Raw genomic sequence first — 18292 nt, 5'->3', positions numbered from 1 at the left:
GCCGAGCCAAAAGCCCGATACGGCTCTGAGCGCAGTCTGCGCCTTCGTCAAGCGCAATTGAAAATCATTGCCAGCCGGCGCTGATGCTCAGATTCGAGATCGAAGGCGCGGCGTACAGCTGCGAAGGATTCAGCGAGTGGAAAGATTTCACGGCTGACCAGCAGGTCGTTGTCCTCGGCTCCGACCGGATGCCAAAACACGCCTTCGGCGGTAATCGTCACCTCGGGAACCAGGTCTGCCCTTGCCAAGGCGATGCCCTGCGTGGCGGAGCCTCGCAGGGCAATCCGCCTGATCACGCGGTCGTCCTCGCTAACGTGATGGGTGTCAAGGAAGCTGCGGAACTCCGCGGCCTCCGCATCAGTTGACACCGTCGCGGCCAGTCGTACCCGGAATCCTTCGGCGCGAGCCCGCTCCATTCCATTCCACGCGCGTGCCCATGTCCCCTTTCCACGATGGCTATCGTGTCGCTCCGGCGTGGGGCTGTCGAGACTAATCTGCAACGTTATACGCTCGCGTGGCAATGCGCGCAGCGTTTCGAGCCGACTTCCGGCAAACAGCATGCCGTTAGTGAGGACCGTAGTCGGCGCTGCGGCAGCACATGCGGCGAGGTTCTCGCCAATATCCGGCAGCATGAACGGTTCACCGCCGGTGACGAAAATCTCGCTCACGCCGAGTTCCTTGGCCTCGATCGCGATCCTCCGCACCCGCTCCACGCCTAGCGCCCGCCGCGGAGCTTTGGGTGACGAGCGCACGCAGCAATAGTCGCAGCTGAGATTGCAATCGAAGTTGGTGTAGAGCCATAATCGAGAGCCGACAGGCCGATCTTCTCCCACATTCTCAGGGGCCTCTCCGTACCGAAGAACCCATCGCGTGCGACCGTCTTGGACCGCGCTATCGACCAAACTGTTGCGGGTAAAGCGGCACCATGCCTCCAGATCGCGGCCGATGTTCGGATCGCTGCTGATCACCGCGACCAGATCGCCCTTACGGCTGCGGCGTAGCGCAGCGATCAAATCCGGTAGTAGGCCCGAGGCTAATGTCTTGCTGCCGGCGTCGAGCTCAACGTTCGCATTCGTCCTCATGCGCAAATCCCTGGTCCTCCAGACGTTTAATGTCTATCGCACCAACAGAATGCAACAAACACGATTAGTCTCCAACGAAACCTCAGCAAAATCAACGATTGGGTTCCTTATCCGCCGCTCATAATGGTCTGGTTGCAGGTTCGAGTCCTGCCGGGCGGCACCAGAAAATCAATCAAATGAGACTTGATTTCCGGCTTAAGAACGACTCGATTTCACATCTTGCTGAACTAAGCGAGGAAATTCGCCCCGATTTTTCCGCGTGTTTTTTGAGGGCGAAGACCGAGCGGGCTCTATTCGCCATTCGTGCGGACTTTAATGCGGTCGAAGCTGCTCTGAGTGTGAGTTGGCTGTCAACCGAGTTCGCATAAGCCTTGTATAGCTTTAGAAAGCTCACTTGAGCGTGTGCGCGTCGAGAGCCGACACCAGGCGGGCCCACCAATGAAATCAATCGATTGCAGAGACGCGCCATTTTTCCGCGGACCGTTTGGCGGACCGGTTGGTTCTGATGCCAATTTTCGGAGCGGTACGTTAATGGCAGAGCTAACGCCTGCGACCTCTTCACCTCCGGTCTAAACGGAGCACACGACCGCTATTACAGCGACGTCAGAACGCACCGGTCGTTGGATAAGGATGCGCTGTCTGCCGTCCGGTTCAGCGGACCGGGCGCATCAAATCGTTCCCATCCTGGGTGGGCTCCATCATTACCTCGCCCTGGGCTTTCGGTACACACAACTTGGGAATCAATGAGCCAAGACGAGAAGCGCGACATGTCCTACATCGTCGGACTCGCTTGTTTGCGGCAGCGCTGATGGTCGCACTTGCCGCGTCCTGGCGATAGGCCTACCGAAGTTGCACCTTACCGCTTGGCAACTCGCCAATGGTTGCCCGTTGCGAGCCGGTTGAAATGAGCGGCCCGTGGGCTGCTCACCACCGGGCCCCGACCAAGCGGCGGCATGGCCGCGAGTGCGGCCGCCACAGCACGCTTCCAACAACAATCACGACGGCAATAGCGATAGCTGAAATCATTGAGCGGATCATGAGGCATCTCCCTCTCCACTCAAATGAGTCCGCGCTATTGGCTTGGGACCCGCGGCTGTTGCGGGTCATCGTCACTAGACTCTGGCGCTCGGCTCGGCGAAGGCCGTCGTTGCCATTTCCTGCACGAAACTGTCGAGAATCACGGCCGCTCCTACTGCGATGACGACTCCGAACAGGCAAGCCCAGGCGAACGCGCGCATCGTGTTTCTCCTCTTCGCATCAATTTGTAGCACAGTTCGGTAGTGAACGAGTGCCAGCCTCGGACAGAAAGCAATGTTCATACGGGAAGTGCGAATGCCTCAGCTTCGATGTCGATGAAGGTGCGGCCGAGCGCGCCAACCGATGCGTAGAAATCAGCCGATTTTGCCTGTTCCAGGTCGATGAAGACGCGCTTGATCCAGGGCGAAAGGTGCCGCTCGAAGAAGTCGCGGTCGGCGCCATCGGGGGCTGCGATGATGTCACCGGCGAGGCCCGCCATGATCTCGCAGAGGAAGCCGGCGTGATCCTCCGGCTCCGTCCGCTCCGGTGTCTTTTCGATGCCGAGGCTATCAAGCGTTTCCCGCACTCGGACGAGCGGCCGCCCATACAATGTCTCGGCGAGATATTGCGACGCATCCAGTGCCCCCTCCCCAGACCGGCAAACAGGAAGAAGAACTCGCGTGACACCCGCTCTGCATTGGTCCGGCGGGCCTGGCGCGGCGCCTGTAAGCTCTCCAGGACGATCTTGAGCTTCTCGTCCTCGGACCAGCGCCGCCGCCGCCCGGTCTCTACCACCTCAAGCCGTTCGACCTGGGCACTGCGTCTATCACTGTCCATAGGCACAGTTCTCAACAACAGGCCGCATTCGGCAAGGCGGCCTTCACCGGAGGCGTACCGTTCCGCGGGCACGTTGCCATTTGGCCCGGCGCGTCCACTGCGCGAAATGGGTTCTAGTAAACCGAGCCGCACGCGTCTCGGCCTTTTGGTCTTCGGTAATCCGATCTGTGACGTCAAGCCCACTTTAGGGTTGGCCGTATGTCTGATTCCAAATTCGAAATGGACATGCTCGGCGGCCGAGGCAAAGTCGCATTTTGACCCAAGAGACATCGATTGCTTGAAGTGCTACGTACCAGCCGAGGATGCGGGAGCCAGTTGCCTGTGAGGTCACCGATAGCTGCCGACGCTTTGAGCCTGTTGCCGTTTCTTGCCGCCGGGGTTGATTCTTGCCGCCGGGGTTGACAGTCGCGCCCATGACAAGGCGCAGCATCGGCAAAGGCTTTGTGCACGCAAAGCCCACTACCCGGAGGCCTTCCGCCTCCGGGCTTTTTTACTCTTGGCGATCGCTAGTTTCGGTGCTCGACGAGACTTGGCGCTATTGCGTCTTTATGGTCCCGTTCGCGTTGAAGTCGCTCTTCCGATCATACCCCGACTCGCGCAGATTTTTCATGTACTGCGGGTGGTCCTTGCTGCTCACACCGCCCGGAGCCATGGCGTAGGAATTAGCCTGGTAATAGCCATAGGAATTAGCCGGGTAGTAGCCGTAAGAATTAGCAGGCCGGAATGGTGCCGTTGCAATCGCCCCTGCGGTATTGACCGCGCCAGCAGCGATGGCGCCGGCCGTTCCAATCGCCGCGCCGGCTGCATCGGCCGGCCAGAAGCCTGAACGCGCATAACCCGGACCATAATAGCCGTTGTTGTAAGCGTTGTACGCGCGGTTGGTCATGGCTTCGCGTTGGGCGGCCCTGGTCGCGCCGTAGGCGGAACCATAGTGAGGCCGGTGGTTATTCCGGTAGCTTTGATGAGTCCATGCCGAAGCGGCAGAAGTGGAGACAGTGAGGATAGCAAGACCAACAAGGATGCTTTTCTTCATGCTCAGCTCCTCTGAAGCGACGCATCATTCGCGCTAAACCGCCTCAGATCGAGTTCGTTCCGACCGCTCTAAAAAGTTTAGGTCCGGCTTGGTACCTATTTGATTCTCATGTCGGGATTTTTAGGGCCCAATACTCGGACCCGCCGTTCCCTCGGCAGGATCATGATGGAGGCCACCCCAGTGTCGGCCTCTCAGCGCGTCGCCGCGATGTCGCCTACTGGCCCAAATGCGGAGTCCACCGCGGCTTTCAAACTGTCAGCTTCCGGAGGTAACGCGGAAACGGTAGGCCGCAACTGAGACATACCGATCCCCAGCGGGCCCCGGTCAGGTCGTTTTGGGCAGATCGCCGATTGCGCTCATGCGGCTCGATGGGTAGTCCTTGGCCTCCTCAGGCTAACTGCAGAGGCCCATGATCATCGCAATGATCACCGTGTGGACGGTGCAGTCTGCCGTCTACGAGGTAATCGACATGATCTCCATGCGGCACCTGTTCATGTCCGCAGCCTGGACCGTGAGTATGTGAGCAGTGGACGTGAGGGGTGCAGTTCACGGGATTTGCGGCATCGATCGGGATGACATGTTCGTCCACATGATCCTCGTGCATATGGTGAAGATGACCATCGTGAAGATAGTCCACATGGCCGTCATGGCGAACCGCGGTGTGTCCGCAATTCGGGCCATGGCGATGAGGGTGGTTCTCATGGTGTTTCTCGGTGCAAGTGGCCATCGGCATGCTCCATATGCGTGTAGTTCCCTGCCCACTTAAAATAGTGCGAAAGGCAACACCGCCAAGGGGAAGCTGATCCGACGCGTAATGTTATGATGTTACCGCACCGTACGACCGCAGTTCCACATATCGAAATGAGTTGACGCATTAAGTAGTTCGCACTTCGGGTTTCGTCTTATGTCGCCTGTTGGCCCATTTGCGACCTCGGCGAATGTCGGCTCTTGTGCCGCTGTTAGGGGTTGATCGGACATCAGTCCGCCAGTTTCGAGCACATGCCCTAGTATTCGCGGTTGATGCCGGGTTCGGCTGGAGACCTGTTCTGCACAAAGCCGTGGCCGTGGCGCAGTTCGCGGATGTCCTGCTCTGCCCTGCACAGGCGCTCGTCGATCACGCGGATCTGGACAGCCGCATTGTGGGCAGCGGATACTGCATCAATGATACGCCTCCAGACACCAGCTTTTCGCCAGCGCACGAAGAACATTGGGGTCCCGGGCCACGCCGTCATGAGCGGCAACAAGAAGGAATTGAAGGCGGGCCCGCAGTTCAAATACTCGGACTACAAATCGCGCGACGAGAGCTCACGAAAAAAGGGCCCCATGCGGTTTTCCTGCCCGGGGCGGGCAGCGGCCTAGTGGGCCCAAAAAAAGCTCGCCCGGTTTGCGGGCGAGCCTTTCATGCGAACTACTGTTCGCTCAGTGCATGTGAACTATCCAATAGCCGACGCCGCCAACGACGAGCACGGCGGGAACGGCCCATAAAATCAGGACAGGCAACTTCTCTTCCAATTGGCGTCAGAACGTTTTCGCGAGGCCGGCTTGGCCCTGCGATAGCCGTTTACTGTTCGGTGCAGACCTTGGTGGTCTTCACGGCGGACTCGGCTTCCGTCTTGGTCTTGTAGACGCCGTCGCCCACGACCGTTCGTGGTGGTCGTCGTCGGCTTGGTGTCGACAACGGTGCACTTCTTGGTGGTCGCGTCGCGGCGTGTCTGCGACTAGTCAACTCTTATCTCGGCCGAACCTTGGTCAGCACGGGTCAGCACGCCGACGACCTCTATCTCCTTCTGACGAGGTATTCGACGCCATCGAACTTGATCTCGGTTCCCGACTCTTTGCCGAACCACACACGATCGCCGATATTGACGTCGATGGGGCGTGAGCTATCCAGCTTAGCCCACGCCACCCGGGCCTACCGCCGCCGCCGCTTCAGTTGACCTGAATGGCTCGCGGCTTAGCTTTCTCTGCCAACGGCAGCATGAGCGACAGCACGCCGTCCTTGAGCTCGGCTGCGATCTTGCTCTGGTCGATCTTGCCGAAAAGCCGGAAGCTTCGCGAAAAGTGGCCGACATTGTACTCAGTGTACAGCGGCTGTAGGCCCCGGTACTTGGAGAAATCAAGCTTTCCGTCGACCTTGAGCACGTCGTCCTCCACTCGAACGTCGACGCTATTCTTGTCGACCCCCGGCATTTCGAGAACCACGTTGAGCCCATCCGTGGTCTCATAGATGTCCGCGTTCGGCACGAATATCCGCGCCGGGATAGTGGTCTCCTCCTTCTTCTCCAACTCCCGTTTTTGGGTGACCTGCAGTTCCTTCTTAGAAGCCATGATTGTATCTCCTCAAAGCTGCTGCGCTGCGACGATCCTCCCCCAGGGACGAACCGGTAGCGAGAGATTGCCGTCAGGTTATCTTGATGGTGCGTGGCTTGTCACTTTCCGCGCGCGGCAGGAATAGCGCCAAGATGCCGTCCCGATATTCGGCCCTGATGCCATCCGGCTCGATCTGCACGGGCACCGACAGCGTTCGATCGAACTCGCCGGAGACGCGCTCGCGTCGATGCAGGCTCGCCTCCTCGGGATAGTCGACTTTCTTCTTGCCGAAGATGCGGATGGCGTTTTCCTTAGCCTCGATCTGTAAATCGCTCTTGCTGACACCCGGCAGCTCAACGATGGCCAGGATGTCGTCGCCTTGCTGGAAAACGTTGATCGGTGGGAATGGTCCGCGGCTGGTGGTGAGATCTTGCAGCCAGTCGCTGGTCAAGGTCGCTTCAAGAGAGCGTTGTAGGTCGAGAAGTGTGTCGAACGGATCAGCAAATCCCATGATCATGTTTGCAACCCCATGTACTTGTGGACGGGGCGAGAAGGCATCATGGTCGCCCCTCGAAGCTTTGATTTGGGACGACGAGCGGCACTGTCAAGAGGTGAGTGCTAATCGACTAAGTGTTTGCCATCATCTATCTAAGTATTTGATTTTGCAATAAAATTTTATTCCAAGGTTGCAGGCTGCCAGCAGGCCACTTGGGGCTCGACCTCGTCGGATTCTGAGTGCGGATTTGCTCGATGGCCCTCTCTAATGGCCCGCCAATCCCGGCAATTCACTCTTGATGCCAGTCATGATGAAATTCACGCCGATCGCGGCGACGACAACCGCCATCACGCGAGTCATGACGTGATGCCGGTTCTGCCTAGGAAGCGCTCGATTGCTGCGGCCATCCAAAGCGTCAGTCCAATCAGGAACGCTGCGAGTACCGAGGCAAATGCAAGCAGTGCTTTGGGAAGCCATCCGGGATTGTCGTTGGAAAGAGTGATCATGATGCTCAGCTCGGCCGGCCCCACGAGCAGCGGAAAAGCAAAGGGCGTGATCGCCAGCCCATGGATATCCACTTCGTCGCGAGCCGTTTCATCAGCCACCTGTATGTATCTTCCAAACTGGGCCTGAAACATCTCGAACGCGATCATCAGCGCCAGCAGGCCGCCTGCGATGCGGAAGTCATCGAGGCCGACATTGAAGAAACGTCGACGCCGACGTTGCGGATCACAGCAACCGGACGTAGGAAGCACACCCGTATCGACGGCAGGTTGCCGATATCGCGGTTGATCACCCGCAACAAAGCCATTCATCGTGGCCTGGTTGGTCGTAATTGAGTAGAGATTGCGCGTAACCAGCTTGCTGCTGATCCTTCGGAGTGGCCCCGCCTGCTACGTCCGGGACCGACGTCGGACTCGACTCTCCGGATGGCGTACCTGTTCTTAGCTCCGCCGCCGCCGTGCATTCGCCAGCCCAGAGCTTTGTTCGCGCGACCGTTCCAACGAGCTTGCAACCAACGGCGCTATTGGCTTCGCCTGAATGAGCGGCTTCGCGCCAACTATGGGTCTCTTCTCCGGTGTTGCGCCTTGAGCGAGCGCGATTGCGGGAATGAACAACATAGCCACGCCAAGCGCGGTTCCCATAACGTGGCTCCACTCCTTCAAAACAGGCGCGTCTGCACAATCAGCTACCAACTTGTGGGGGCGCCAGATCCTCCAGTGGTGTCGGACAACTCAAGATCGATTCACCGCGATAAGACATCTCTAAGAGCCTAAAGGTCGCGCGTAACCAATGCCGCCAACCGCCTCTGGAAGCCACTGATCTGTCTGAATGCTTCCCGTCGCTCTGATCCGTCAGGCAGCCGCTGCGCGGCTTCCCATAAGTTCACCAGCAACCGTGCCATGTCGATCAATTCATTAAATTCCGGCATTCCAACGCTGCGTTGGCTCAACGTTGAGTCCTCATAGTACGAATGGATGGATCTGGGGGAGGCCGCAACGGGATAGCGCGGCGAGTAAGGGAAGAGAGTAAGTAAAAAATGGCAGTATCGATGCAGGAAGCTCTTGCGCAGCAAAAGGTGCTCTTCTCCACAGAGGTCGCCTAGCACCGATCTCCAGCCGTTACTCATGTTGAATATGAGGGCCAGCCAGCTTTTGTGGCATCACCAGTGTCATACAGTCGTCATACTAGAACCGGTGTGTTCCACTCGTAATCGGTGTCAAGAGCTTGATCCGAGTGTATGGTCCGGCCGTGTGATGCAAGAGGCTTTGGTCGACGCTGGCAGACGCGGCCTTGCGTCAAGGTATTCGGTCTCTGATTGAAGCACGTGCTCCGGGCCATCATGGATATCAGCGCGCATGCGATCTCACTAGCGGATAGACCTCGTTGGGCCTTTCGGGTCACCAGTGTCCGCCCGCGCCAGGGAAGACCGATCCTCCATCATCATCTCATCCTCTCGCCGAACTTGGCGAGTCAACGGATTGATTATGTCATCGATAGCCTCCTGGCTTTGCACTGTTCCTTTGTTCGTGCCTGGCGGCCGTTCCTTCGTCCCGACCTGCGGGTGCAGAGATGCGCCACGCGCAGGGACCGTCAAGGTTGGCCGTCGCGCTTGCCTTGTCTCTCGCGCCAGCGTGGCCAGGCCACGCCTTGACGGGCTCGAGCACGGCGCGAGGCTTAAGCGGGTCGGGACGCGGCTTCATTGGTCGTGACGCACTCGCAGGCGCGCCCCTTGTGAAGAACCGCCCAGGCCATGCGGGCGAGCTTGTTGCGAGCGCGATCGCGACGACACCGCAACGCCAAACCTTAATGCGACCGAGCGACAGCTCTCGGCCTTCGCAACCACACGCTTACGCAGATCATTGGAAAGTGGTCGGACCATCGGATACTGGCCTCCAGCTCAGCCAGCATCTTGAATCATATTCGGCCCGAATCCGGAATCCCTCCCCATTCAATCAAGCCGTGAATCGCTCTAGTGCGGCAAAGGCGGAGACGGCCGCGAGATGGCACCGCCGCTCAGTTGAGCGAAAAGCCGCGTGACCACGGCCGCCTGCATCCGTGGAAGGCAGTCGGTGATGAAACTGAAGAGAAATCTTCAGCTCCTTGGCCTTCGCGATGACACCCCTAGGAGGGTACGGTGCCCAGACCTAAGAGAGCGCCGCAGTCAATCGCGAAGCCCACTCGTGTCCGTATTGCCAAGTTTCCCGCCAAAGCACGGATCGCTCGCGTTTTGACATGAGCGATGAGACCGCGCATCGCGCCCTTGATATAGCGTTCCAGAGCCAAGCATCGCGGATCAAGATCGAATTTCAAGGCCATGAACCCTCTTACACATCTGCTTCGCCCCTACACAGCCGACGAGACTCCAGCCGCTCTTGCTGCTCGTCCCATCCCCGCGAAAGCCTCTGCTTCACGTTATGGCGGGCGAGAACCTGTTCGCAGAGAGCTCCCAGCGATCGTCCCTTCGGGGTCATGTCGCCGGCGTAGCGCAAGTCGAATGCGTTCGCCCGGGGCCCGACGCTCCGTGTACAATGATGATTGTTCGGAGGTGCGAGTTAGCCTTTCGCCGCATCGGCGGCCCGCCCCGTCATCGTTACCTCGGTCCACCATGCGAGTTCGTCGAGCGAGCTTTGGCGCTTGGGAGGATGGCGTCCTCAATCGTCGAAATCGGCTGCTTCGCAAACGGTTCGGACCGCCACGGATGCGGCGTCGGCTTGCTGTTTGCGATGTGAACGATCGTCATGCAGCCTGCCATCGGCCGCGCTCGCGCGGCCGATGGCTTGCGATCCGCTAACACTTGATGAATGCTGAGCGGCCAGTCGTGGCTGAAACAATGGGGCGCCACATCGGCAACGATGGCAGGAACGTCGTCCGCCGCGATGGACTCGAATAGGCCGAGCGAAATCCTGACCATGTTTACATCCGCACTTGAAGCGGCGATGGCGCCGAGGCCGACCGCTGAGGGGTCGCGTCGGTTATTGTCCGGTAGCCCAGCGCGACTTCTGCATCAGATTGCTGAAGTCCCTGCGATGGAAACCAGGGTCCTTGTAGGCCATTACATCGGCCAAACCGGTGCCTTGGGTGGTCTCAGGACGGTGCTTGAGGCTGTCGTAAAGGGCCTGGAGAAAGCCTTCCGCGAATTGTGGCGGATGCGGATAAGCCGCCTCGACCGCGCTCCGCTGCTCGGCGGTGAAGTCGTCATAGCCGGCGCCGACAAGGTCCATGTTGGCTCCTTCGGCAAGAAGTGCAGCGATGGGGTACAGATGCGGGGAAATTCCATTTGTCGTATGCAGGGCGATCGCAAACCAGACTCTCTGGCCATCAGCTTCTGAAATGCCGTGACTCCGCAAAAAATCGCGTGCGGCGTTCGCGCCATCCACTTCATAGCGCAGGTGACTTTCCCCATAACCTGCCGTCAGCCCATAATCATGGAACATGGCCGCTACGTAGAGAAGTTCCGGGTCAAAGGTCAGACCCTTGCGCTTTCCTGCCAACGCAGCCCAGTAATAAACGCGCATGGAGTGCTGAAACAGCAAATCGTCTTCGGTATCGCGAACGACCTGTGTTGCGTCGCGCGCCAATTTGCTGTCGGGAACTCTTATCCCCGCAACCTCATCGACGCCGTTCGGAGCCGCTTCAGCGACTTTAGGCATGACCGTTTGGGCCTCGCCGTTTGGTGCCAAGGCAGATCCGGCGACCACCAATGCGAGGGCGGCCCAGGTGAGAGTGGTATGAACCTTCATGGCGTTCTCCTTCTGTAGCCGGAGATGGCGCCTATTGGGCTGGATGTGCGCTTGCCGGGATGGTGCCGAAGCCCTTTTGTTATGGAGAAGCAGTGCTCCTGTCTCCTCGAACAGCTGATGCAGCCTGTTCAACTAGCTCCACAACAGCGTCTGGGTGCGACATCATGACGGCATGTGAGGCACCTTCAATCGCGACGGTCTCCTTCGATCCGGCGCGTTCGGCCATAAATGCCAGCAGGTTAGCGGGAATGCTGTTGTCGCGCGTTCCAAAGATGAACCAAGACGGGATGACTTTCCAGGCGGCAACATCGGACACCTCCGTCATGGCGCGTTCCGCCATGGGGCGCTGTGTCAGGGCCAGCAGCTTCGTTTCGGTTTCGGAGAGGTCAGCCGCATACTGTGCCCTGAACTTGTCAGGTTGAAAGTACAGGTCCCGGCTACCGTCCGCGAGCAGAATAGGGGCCGCCGTGTTTGCCTCGACGGTGCTGCCGGGAAAGCGGCGCAACAGCGTGGCCACGCTCTCTCCTGTATCCGGCGCAAAGGCGGCCACATAGACCAGCGCTTTCACTTTTTGGTTGCCATTGGCCGCGTTGGTGATGACCGCGCCGCCGTAGGAATGACCGACGAGAATGATAGGGCCGTCAATCGTATTGAGAAAGGAAGATACGTAGGCGGCATCGCTGCTCACCCCGCGCAACGGGTTCGGGGCTGCGACCACCTTGTGTCCCTTGGCCAGCAGCAATTCGAGGACAGATTTCCAGTTGGACAGCGACTCAGCGAATGCGCCATGCACGAGAACTATGGTGATCATCCGCTGTTCAGCCATCGATTTGGCTCCGTCGATCAGTCGATGTCCGTCTCCGACGAGAGAGGGCCGGGGTGCACCGGGCGTAGGTCGCCCGGGTATTCAGTTTGTGCTGTGGAGTTTCCAAGCCCCGCGGAACATTCGCGGATTCCGCGGTTTAACGTCCTTGTCTTTTGCCGGTTCCAAAGACGCGCTAAATTATTTTTTGAAGGGCCCGCATCCGGCTCTTGGCGTGGCGTTGCGCGTCAGTCCAGTTCAACTCGTCCGGCGCTTTGCCATGATAGCGGCTGGCATTGGCTTCCATCACACTCGCATCCACCGCGAACCCTCGCCCTTGACGAGCCCGGCGGCCATGCACGTTGTAACCACGCGCTCGAAAATATGGCGCAGGATCTCGCTCTCCCGGAAGCGGCCGAGCCGGTTCACCGAGAATGTCGAATGGTGCGGAACCTTATCGTCGAGATCGAGCCAGCAGAACCAGCGGTAAGCAACGTGCAGCGCCACAGCCGGCGCTCATGACGAATGCCGTAGCAGTACCGACCAGCAGCATCCGGACCATCAGCTCGGGATCGATAGAGGGTCGACCGATGCTACTGTAGAAAGGCACCAGATCCTGCCTAACCTGTTCAAGATCCACGATCCTGTCGATCGACCGGAGCAGGTGGTCGGCGGGGATATGCCTTTCGAGCGAGAACTCGTACAACAGCGCAGCCTGTTCGACTTGCCGATGTCTCATCATGATCTTCAGTCCTGCCAATTAGGCAGACTGAATCACTGATATCTCTGCGTCGCATCGCGAAAGTCGAGATTCTGCCGACGGATGCCTGTCAGTTTTTCTATGAATGCACCGGCTGCGGCACAAAGCTAAAGCCCAAGTCGGGCGATGACCAACGCGCCGACCCAAACCTCGCGCGACTGGCTAGGCGTTGTGCACACCAGCTTGCTGGTTGGTGGATGCCTAAAGCAGCCATTCTTGCCGGTTTGTTTGTTCTTGTATCTGTTCGCGCCGTGATCTGGATCATCGCCTCATCTGGATGGGCTCGGCGTGCATGCTGAATGCGCGGCGCTGTAATCGCACACACTGCCGCTACACCGGACCTTACTACCTCGCCATGACCGTACTCATGATGGCGCTCGGTGCGGGGGGCGTCACCATCGGCATACTTGGATGGGTTTGTTTGGGCGTGATCATCCTCGGTGGACGCAGGCTGATATGGTGGGCTACAGAACGCGCATGGGGGAAGTTCTCTTAGTGTTGAGAGCCGAACGCTGTTCACCGCGCGAGGTCCGTTGTAGTTCACAAGCGGCATTTGACGCCCCGCTGAGCGGCGTCCGGGCTATCCCGGTGAGCTGACGCGGCGATCTTCAATCCGGGTTTCAGCCATGGACCTTGGCTGTGTGAAAACGCCAAAACGCTTGTGGGGATAGAAGAAGTTGTTCGTCCAAGACTCTCTTAGCGCTTAAACTCGCAAGCGCACTCAATTTTAAGAGCGGACTGAAGAATGTAATTCTCATCGCGTTTCGATCTTTCGCGTTTTTACACAGCCAGGACCATAAGCCGACACGACAGGGCCAGCGCGCGTTCCGCAGCCAACCCATCGGAAGCACTTCCGATGGGCTTGTTTGTCAGGCCCTCCGGAAATGGCGCGTCAAACGTCAGTTTCTTTTCAGGCCGCACGGTAAGGGACAGCGCTACCTCAGTCGAAGAGCGCACTACGGCGCAGAGACGCGGCGAAAAGCAACAAACTCCCGACAAGGCATAGCGAGCGAAATGCGCGTTTCTTGCTGCGGTGCGCCTAAGCATTGCCTTACGTCACAGCCCGGAAGTGTCAGAATTTACTCATCTTTTGCCGACGCGGGAATTTCTGCATGTGCAGGAACACCGCCTCGTGTGTTTGCATTGTCTATTTGTTTTCCATTTGTTGTGAGGCCGATCATGCGTCTCATTGTCAGAATGGTCGCGATTACGGTAGTCCCGGCTTGGATGGGGATACATACGGACCCTGCTGCAGCGCAGAACTTCGATGAGAGATGGTCCATCATTCCAAAGGCACACGCAGAGCCGGTACCCGAGGCACGCGACCAGTCTAAACAGGATTCGCAAACGCAACCTCCGGTCGGAGCAGAGCCGACACGTGGTTCGGAAGATCGCTCAGCGGCTCGTTCTTCGAAACGAGTATTTTCCGGAAAGGCCTCCTACTATTCGTATCGGACAGGAAAGACAGCGAGCGGCCCTTCGTTCAACCGGAGCTTACTGACCGCAGCCCACCGTAGCCTGCCGTTCGGCACGCGAGTTCGCGTCACCGACCTTGAGAGCAATAGGTCGGTAGTCGTTCGTATCACCGACCGCGGACCGAGTGTTCGTGGCCGCGTCCTCGACCTTTCGCTCGGCGCCGCGCGCAGCTTGGGGATTACGGATCGTGGCGTGGCCCAAGTTCGCGCTGAGGTATTCTAGGCTTGTTCCTGCTAGGGAAAGTCTTCCAACCGCAGCAGGAAATGGAAGAATCAGGAGATGAGAGGCGAGTGCGTCGTCGAGGCGATGAAACCAAGCGCGTACTCAGATTGTCTCTGGCGCATTGCCAAGCGGTCCCCGAAAGCTGAATGGTCAAATGGTCTTCGACCAGTGATTTCTATGGACCAAACAGAAGCGCACTCCTGTTCGCCGTTCAACTGCAACTAAAGGAAGGGTGCCACCTCAAGACGCTGCATGCCGAAACCACATCTCACTTCGCATGGTTTGGTCGCACGTAGAGAATGCGATCATCTTTTTGTAATCATCGCGTCCGGCACTGGTCCGTCCAGTGAGTTCAAGTTTTTCAATTGGTTAGAATGCGGTCTTTCCTTCAAGCGATGTGGGACGTGCGCAGAGCGCGACGGATGGAGAGCGGGCGCGCCGCAAGGGCAGGGCACCCTCACCGGATTGTAGGATGCTAGCTAGCTCACGAGAGGGCTCAGCGATCGGTCAGTCCCGAGTCATGCGGATTACATGAGGAAACAAAAACAAGCGTCGGGGGTTCGAGTCGCTCCCCGCCACCAGACCAGCCTAGACCGGTCTTCTTTCCGACCGCCATAATTTTGGCCGCTCGTCTGAGTTTGTGCTTTGGCCCAGATGCGAAGTGCCTACTTCAGGGGGCAATGTCGAGTTCGAGGGTAAAGCGGAAACGTTTGCTCGCACTCAGTTCTTCTCAGTTTGACCCTCAAGAGACATGCTCGGCCTTGAATGCTGCTGCAAATTGGGTGTTACCTGCCCTTGCTCGATGCTGGAGACTGCGTCGAACGTTCTGTGGCGGCGGTGTCGCGGAGTTCTGAATGAATGCGCGTGCTGGCGTTGCGTCGCAGCCCCTTGATCAGCTCGAGGCTCCGGAGTGTGTGAGCACGAAACCAGCGAAGTGTGTCATTGCCCGGATGAATCGTTTGTGAGATAATTTATGCGGAAACCAGCGCCAACATCTTTGGAGAGTATAGGAGCCGACACCCCACTGAGGCTGTCTGTGGCGGCCGCAATCGCCTTTCCGGACCGGAGCATTTCGGAAAGCAGCTTGAGACGAGAGGCTAAGCGGGGGCGACTTACGGTCGAAATAATTGCCGGTAAAGCGTTTACGACGCTCAATGAGATTGAAAGGATGCGTGGCCGATGCCGCGTAGAAGTAAAGGTGCCCGTCTCCACCTCAGACCAGCCCGCTACGAGGCCGGAAAGCTCACTCACGCGGCTACCTGGATCATCCGAGACGGCACTAAGTACCAAGGCACAGGATGCCTGAACATGAAATTGGAAGGGCTGAGCAAGCGCTCAAAGACTACATCGCCGGCAAATACTCGCCGCAGCGAAAAGAGCGCGACATAGACTCGATACCGATTGCAGATGTGCTTTCCATCTTCATCGACGATCGGCCAGACCTGTTTATAGAGAACCTGGACGCCAAGAAATACGTTGCCCGTGTGAAGCGCCTGCGCGACTTTTGGGGCAATCTGACGCTGGGTGACATCAACAAATCCAAGTGCAATGAGTATGTCAAGGAGCGAGGAAATACTGGTGGCTCGCGGCGCGACTTGGAGGATCTTCGGGCGGCAATCGAACACCACGCTGATGAGGGATATCACCGCGGCGTAGTCAAGGTAAAACTGCCGAAGAAGGGGCCGCCGCGCGACGCGTGGTTGACACGCGAACAGGCCGCCAAGCTGCTTTGGATCTGCTGGCGAGCTCGAGAGATTCAAACCGTGCACCGTGGCCCGATGAAGGGCCAAAAGATAGAGACGGACAAACGCCCGTTGCGCCATCTGGCGCGGTTCATCATCATCGGCCTCTATAGTGGCACGCGTGCGGGCGCCATTGCGTCCGCTTCGCCGATTGCGGCCATTGGCCGGTCATTTGTCGATCTGGAGCGTGGGGTCTACTACCGGCGCCGGCAAGGTCAGCAGGAAACGAACAAACGTCAGCCTCCAATGCCGATCCCGCCTCGTCTGCTGGCACACCTGCGACGTTGGCATGCCCGCGGCATCATCAAGCGGCATTTTGTCGAATTCAACGGGCAGCCGGTGACCTCGGTCAAGACAGCTTTCAAACGCGCCGTGAAGCTGGCAAAGCTGGGCAAGAACGTCTCGCCTCACACGCTGCGCCACACCGCCGCAACCTGGTTGATGCAAAACGGCACCGATCCGTGGCAAGCCGCCGGGTATTTAGGAATGTCCGTTGACACGCTGCTGAAGGTGTACGGCCACCATCACCCGGACTATCTATCCGACGCCGTAGAGAAGATGACGGCCAAACCGAAGCGGCGATCTACCGCCACAGCTTCGCCACAGAAACGGGGCGAACAAACGAAAACGAACGTGATAAAGATGCCCGCAAAATAAGGGGTTTTGCGCGCTCCGAAGCGGCTTTCCGCCGCTCATAACGGTCTGGTTGCAGGTTCGAGCATCTGATGGCGCAGCACGTTCTTGACGTGATCGCAGGCAGTATAGGTCTTTCGCACCAGAAATCATCTTCTGAGAGTCTGTCCGTTTTATTCCCCATCATATCCAATTCCACGATCGGCGCTTAAGCGCCCTGCTTTCTCTCAGCAGTGCGCAGCACCTTGCTAGGATGAAGCGCGCGAGGACGAGAGAAGAGCACAGTCGTGGACCACGGTCCGCAGCCTCAGCGCAAATCGATCCTGATCTGACCAAGTTTGTTGAAGCGCTTGCAATCGCCGACACAAGACGCGTTCATCTTTTCGATAGTGAGCGCCTGATGAAAAACCATCTTGATGCCGCTTGCGACAAGCGCATCAGCACTGGTATTCGAGATGAAACCCGCAGCGATCTATGCTCGGTTCTCGACCGAGCTTCAAAACGAAAAATCGACTGAAGATCAGATTGCTCTATGCCGCGCTTATGCAGCTCGTCATCAACTCGATGTCGTTGCTACGTTTGAAGACAAGGCGCGTTCTGGGGCCTCGGTATTTGGCCGCGATGGTTTGATGCAACTTATGGACGCTGCGCGTCAGCATCGTTTCGCAGTTGCGATCGTAGAGGCATTGGACCGGCTCTCACGCGATATGGAGGATCTTGCCGGCATCCACAAAAGGTTGTCTTTCCAGGGGATCGAGATCCAGGCCGTCCACGATGGCACCGCGGACTCGATATTGATTGGGATCCGGAGCCTCGTCGGACAGATGCAACGCGAGGATGGCGCGAAGAAGGTCCGCCGCGGCATGGCCGGCGTGATACGCGATGGCCGACATACGGGAGGGCGCGCCGGCAAACCCGGCAAGCTCGAATCGTTGAAGATGAAGCCACGATCGTCCGACGGATCTTTGCAGCATATGCAGCGGGAGGGGGGCCCCCCGAGAGATCGCGCAGGATCTCAATCGGGAAAAATATCCATCCACCGCGAGGTCGGCGATGGAATGCGTCGACGATCAACGGCAATGCCAAGCGCGGGACGGGGCTCATCTTCAATGAGCTCTATGCTGGCCGTATTGTCTGGAACAAGGTCCGGATGGTGAAGGACCCCGATACAGGCAAACGACTGTCTCGCCCAAAGCCCTCGAGGAGTGGCAGAGCATTGATGCGCCCCAACTGCGGATCGTCGAACAGTCCGTGTGGAAGCAGGCGCACGCTTTGAAGGCTGAGAAGGGCATTTGGCCAGCCACATGAAGCGGCGGTCGCCGCATCTCCTGTCTGGTCTCCTTCGGTGCGGTTGTTGCGGATCTGGCATGTCAGTTCACGACCGCGACAAGACCGGAAAGACCAGGATTCGTTGCTCAGCTGTGCGCGAGAGTGGCAGTTGCTCGAATCGCAGGATCATCTACCTGCGCGACATCGAAAGACTCGTGCTCAGTGGGATGGTCGAGGAGTTGAAGGACCCACGGCTGATCGAGACCTACGTCCGCAACTACAACAGTGAGCGAGAGCGGCTTGCGGGGAACGCCTCCTCGGAGCGCCTGCGGCTAGAGGCGAAACGTGACCGGATCGAAGGCGAGCGTC

General features: G+C 58.3%; 14 protein-coding genes and 5 pseudogenes. 6 read left to right on the top strand and 13 right to left on the bottom strand.

Annotation, left to right across the window (positions count from 1 at the left end; genetic code table 11):
- Positions 1-47: 47 nt before the first annotated feature.
- From AC5ZG5_RS35860 to AC5ZG5_RS35800, 13 genes and pseudogenes are all read right to left on the bottom strand, one after another.
- Positions 48-1082, bottom strand: a complete 1035-nt coding sequence (locus AC5ZG5_RS35860; protein WP_456646274.1) for an Rv1681 family radical SAM protein — start codon at positions 1080-1082, stop codon at positions 48-50.
- A 1112-nt stretch (positions 1083-2194) separates the two neighbouring features.
- Complete coding sequence (locus AC5ZG5_RS35855) at positions 2195-2320, bottom strand: hypothetical protein (protein ID WP_283807055.1); 126 nt, start codon at positions 2318-2320, stop codon at positions 2195-2197.
- 77 nt (positions 2321-2397) lie between these two features.
- Entirely contained in the window at positions 2398-2685 is a 288-nt protein-coding gene (locus tag AC5ZG5_RS35850; protein WP_456646275.1) for a TorD/DmsD family molecular chaperone, read from the bottom strand.
- 786 nt (positions 2686-3471) lie between these two features.
- The gene (locus tag AC5ZG5_RS35845; protein ID WP_456646276.1) at positions 3472-3969 is read right to left on the bottom strand and encodes a hypothetical protein; all 498 of its coding nucleotides are present in this window, start codon (positions 3967-3969) and stop codon (positions 3472-3474) included.
- A 1004-nt stretch (positions 3970-4973) separates the two neighbouring features.
- Positions 4974-5177, bottom strand: a complete 204-nt coding sequence (locus tag AC5ZG5_RS35840) for a hypothetical protein (protein ID WP_456646277.1) — start codon at positions 5175-5177, stop codon at positions 4974-4976.
- 569 nt (positions 5178-5746) lie between these two features.
- Entirely contained in the window at positions 5747-5818 is a 72-nt protein-coding gene (locus AC5ZG5_RS35835) for a hypothetical protein (RefSeq protein WP_496165499.1), read from the bottom strand.
- Positions 5819-5898: 80 nt separating this feature from the next.
- Complete coding sequence (locus tag AC5ZG5_RS35830; protein WP_456646279.1) at positions 5899-6297, bottom strand: Hsp20/alpha crystallin family protein; 399 nt, start codon at positions 6295-6297, stop codon at positions 5899-5901.
- Positions 6298-6370: 73 nt separating this feature from the next.
- On the bottom strand, positions 6371-6796 hold the full coding sequence (locus tag AC5ZG5_RS35825) for an Hsp20/alpha crystallin family protein (protein WP_456646280.1): 426 nt from the start codon (positions 6794-6796) through the stop codon (positions 6371-6373).
- A gap of 335 nt (positions 6797-7131) precedes the next feature.
- A complete protein-coding gene (locus AC5ZG5_RS35820; RefSeq protein ID WP_456646281.1) occupies positions 7132-7590 on the bottom strand; it encodes a MarC family protein in 459 nt (152 codons plus the stop codon).
- Positions 7591-9026: 1436 nt separating this feature from the next.
- A pseudogene (locus AC5ZG5_RS35815) lies at positions 9027-9158 on the bottom strand (IS630 family transposase); the annotation flags it as partial.
- Between the two features lie 1093 nt (positions 9159-10251).
- Positions 10252-11019: an HD domain-containing protein gene (locus AC5ZG5_RS35810; RefSeq protein ID WP_456646283.1), complete on the bottom strand. Its 768-nt coding sequence runs from the start codon at positions 11017-11019 to the stop codon at positions 10252-10254.
- Positions 11020-11098: 79 nt separating this feature from the next.
- Positions 11099-11845 carry an alpha/beta fold hydrolase gene (locus AC5ZG5_RS35805; RefSeq protein WP_456646284.1) on the bottom strand — a complete coding sequence of 249 codons (747 nt, stop codon included), beginning with the start codon at positions 11843-11845 and terminating at the stop codon, positions 11099-11101.
- A 262-nt stretch (positions 11846-12107) separates the two neighbouring features.
- Positions 12108-12563: pseudogene (locus AC5ZG5_RS35800) on the bottom strand (transposase); the annotation flags it as partial.
- 17 nt (positions 12564-12580) lie between these two features.
- On the opposite strand from AC5ZG5_RS35800, the pseudogene AC5ZG5_RS35795 reads away from it, so the two are divergent.
- From AC5ZG5_RS35795 to AC5ZG5_RS35770, 6 genes and pseudogenes are all read left to right on the top strand, one after another.
- A pseudogene (locus AC5ZG5_RS35795) lies at positions 12581-12709 on the top strand (GDCCVxC domain-containing (seleno)protein); the annotation flags it as partial.
- An 886-nt stretch (positions 12710-13595) separates the two neighbouring features.
- A complete protein-coding gene (locus AC5ZG5_RS35790) occupies positions 13596-14279 on the top strand; it encodes a septal ring lytic transglycosylase RlpA family protein (protein WP_496165496.1) in 684 nt (227 codons plus the stop codon).
- A 1298-nt stretch (positions 14280-15577) separates the two neighbouring features.
- The gene (locus tag AC5ZG5_RS35785) at positions 15578-16678 is read left to right on the top strand and encodes a tyrosine-type recombinase/integrase (RefSeq protein ID WP_456646285.1); all 1101 of its coding nucleotides are present in this window, start codon (positions 15578-15580) and stop codon (positions 16676-16678) included.
- Between the two features lie 392 nt (positions 16679-17070).
- Positions 17071-17532: pseudogene (locus tag AC5ZG5_RS35780) on the top strand (recombinase family protein); the annotation flags it as partial.
- A complete protein-coding gene (locus tag AC5ZG5_RS35775) occupies positions 17448-17930 on the top strand; it encodes a recombinase family protein (RefSeq protein WP_496165498.1) in 483 nt (160 codons plus the stop codon). The pseudogene AC5ZG5_RS35780 and the gene AC5ZG5_RS35775, both read left to right, overlap by 85 nt.
- 28 nt (positions 17931-17958) lie before the next feature.
- Positions 17959-18135 (top strand): annotated as a pseudogene (locus tag AC5ZG5_RS35770) (recombinase zinc beta ribbon domain-containing protein); the annotation flags it as partial.
- Between the last annotated feature and the right edge of the window lie 157 nt (positions 18136-18292).

It is taken from the genome of Bradyrhizobium sp. Ses1 (assembly GCF_059512365.1).
The sequence above is the reverse complement of the archived record's forward strand: the minus strand, read 5'-3'. Positions and strand labels throughout refer to the sequence as shown.

What these genes read in the sequence shown, in the direction of transcription:
- AC5ZG5_RS35845 (WP_456646276.1), bottom strand. Translation starts at nt 3,969, where the DNA reads ATGAAGAAAAGCATCCTTGTTGGTCTTGCTATCCTCACTGTCTCCACT.
- AC5ZG5_RS35855 (WP_283807055.1), bottom strand. Translation starts at nt 2,320, where the DNA reads ATGCGCGCGTTCGCCTGGGCTTGCCTGTTCGGAGTCGTCATCGCAGTA.
- AC5ZG5_RS35860 (WP_456646274.1), bottom strand. Translation starts at nt 1,082, where the DNA reads ATGAGGACGAATGCGAACGTTGAGCTCGACGCCGGCAGCAAGACATTA.
- AC5ZG5_RS35810 (WP_456646283.1), bottom strand. Translation starts at nt 11,019, where the DNA reads ATGAAGGTTCATACCACTCTCACCTGGGCCGCCCTCGCATTGGTGGTC.
- AC5ZG5_RS35825 (WP_456646280.1), bottom strand. Translation starts at nt 6,796, where the DNA reads ATGATCATGGGATTTGCTGATCCGTTCGACACACTTCTCGACCTACAA.
- AC5ZG5_RS35785 (WP_456646285.1), top strand. Translation starts at nt 15,578, where the DNA reads ATGCCTGAACATGAAATTGGAAGGGCTGAGCAAGCGCTCAAAGACTAC.
- AC5ZG5_RS35830 (WP_456646279.1), bottom strand. Translation starts at nt 6,297, where the DNA reads ATGGCTTCTAAGAAGGAACTGCAGGTCACCCAAAAACGGGAGTTGGAG.
- AC5ZG5_RS35840 (WP_456646277.1), bottom strand. Translation starts at nt 5,177, where the DNA reads ATGTTCTTCGTGCGCTGGCGAAAAGCTGGTGTCTGGAGGCGTATCATT.
- AC5ZG5_RS35820 (WP_456646281.1), bottom strand. Translation starts at nt 7,590, where the DNA reads ATGAATGGCTTTGTTGCGGGTGATCAACCGCGATATCGGCAACCTGCC.
- AC5ZG5_RS35790 (WP_496165496.1), top strand. Translation starts at nt 13,596, where the DNA reads ATGCGCGTTTCTTGCTGCGGTGCGCCTAAGCATTGCCTTACGTCACAG.
- AC5ZG5_RS35805 (WP_456646284.1), bottom strand. Translation starts at nt 11,845, where the DNA reads ATGGCTGAACAGCGGATGATCACCATAGTTCTCGTGCATGGCGCATTC.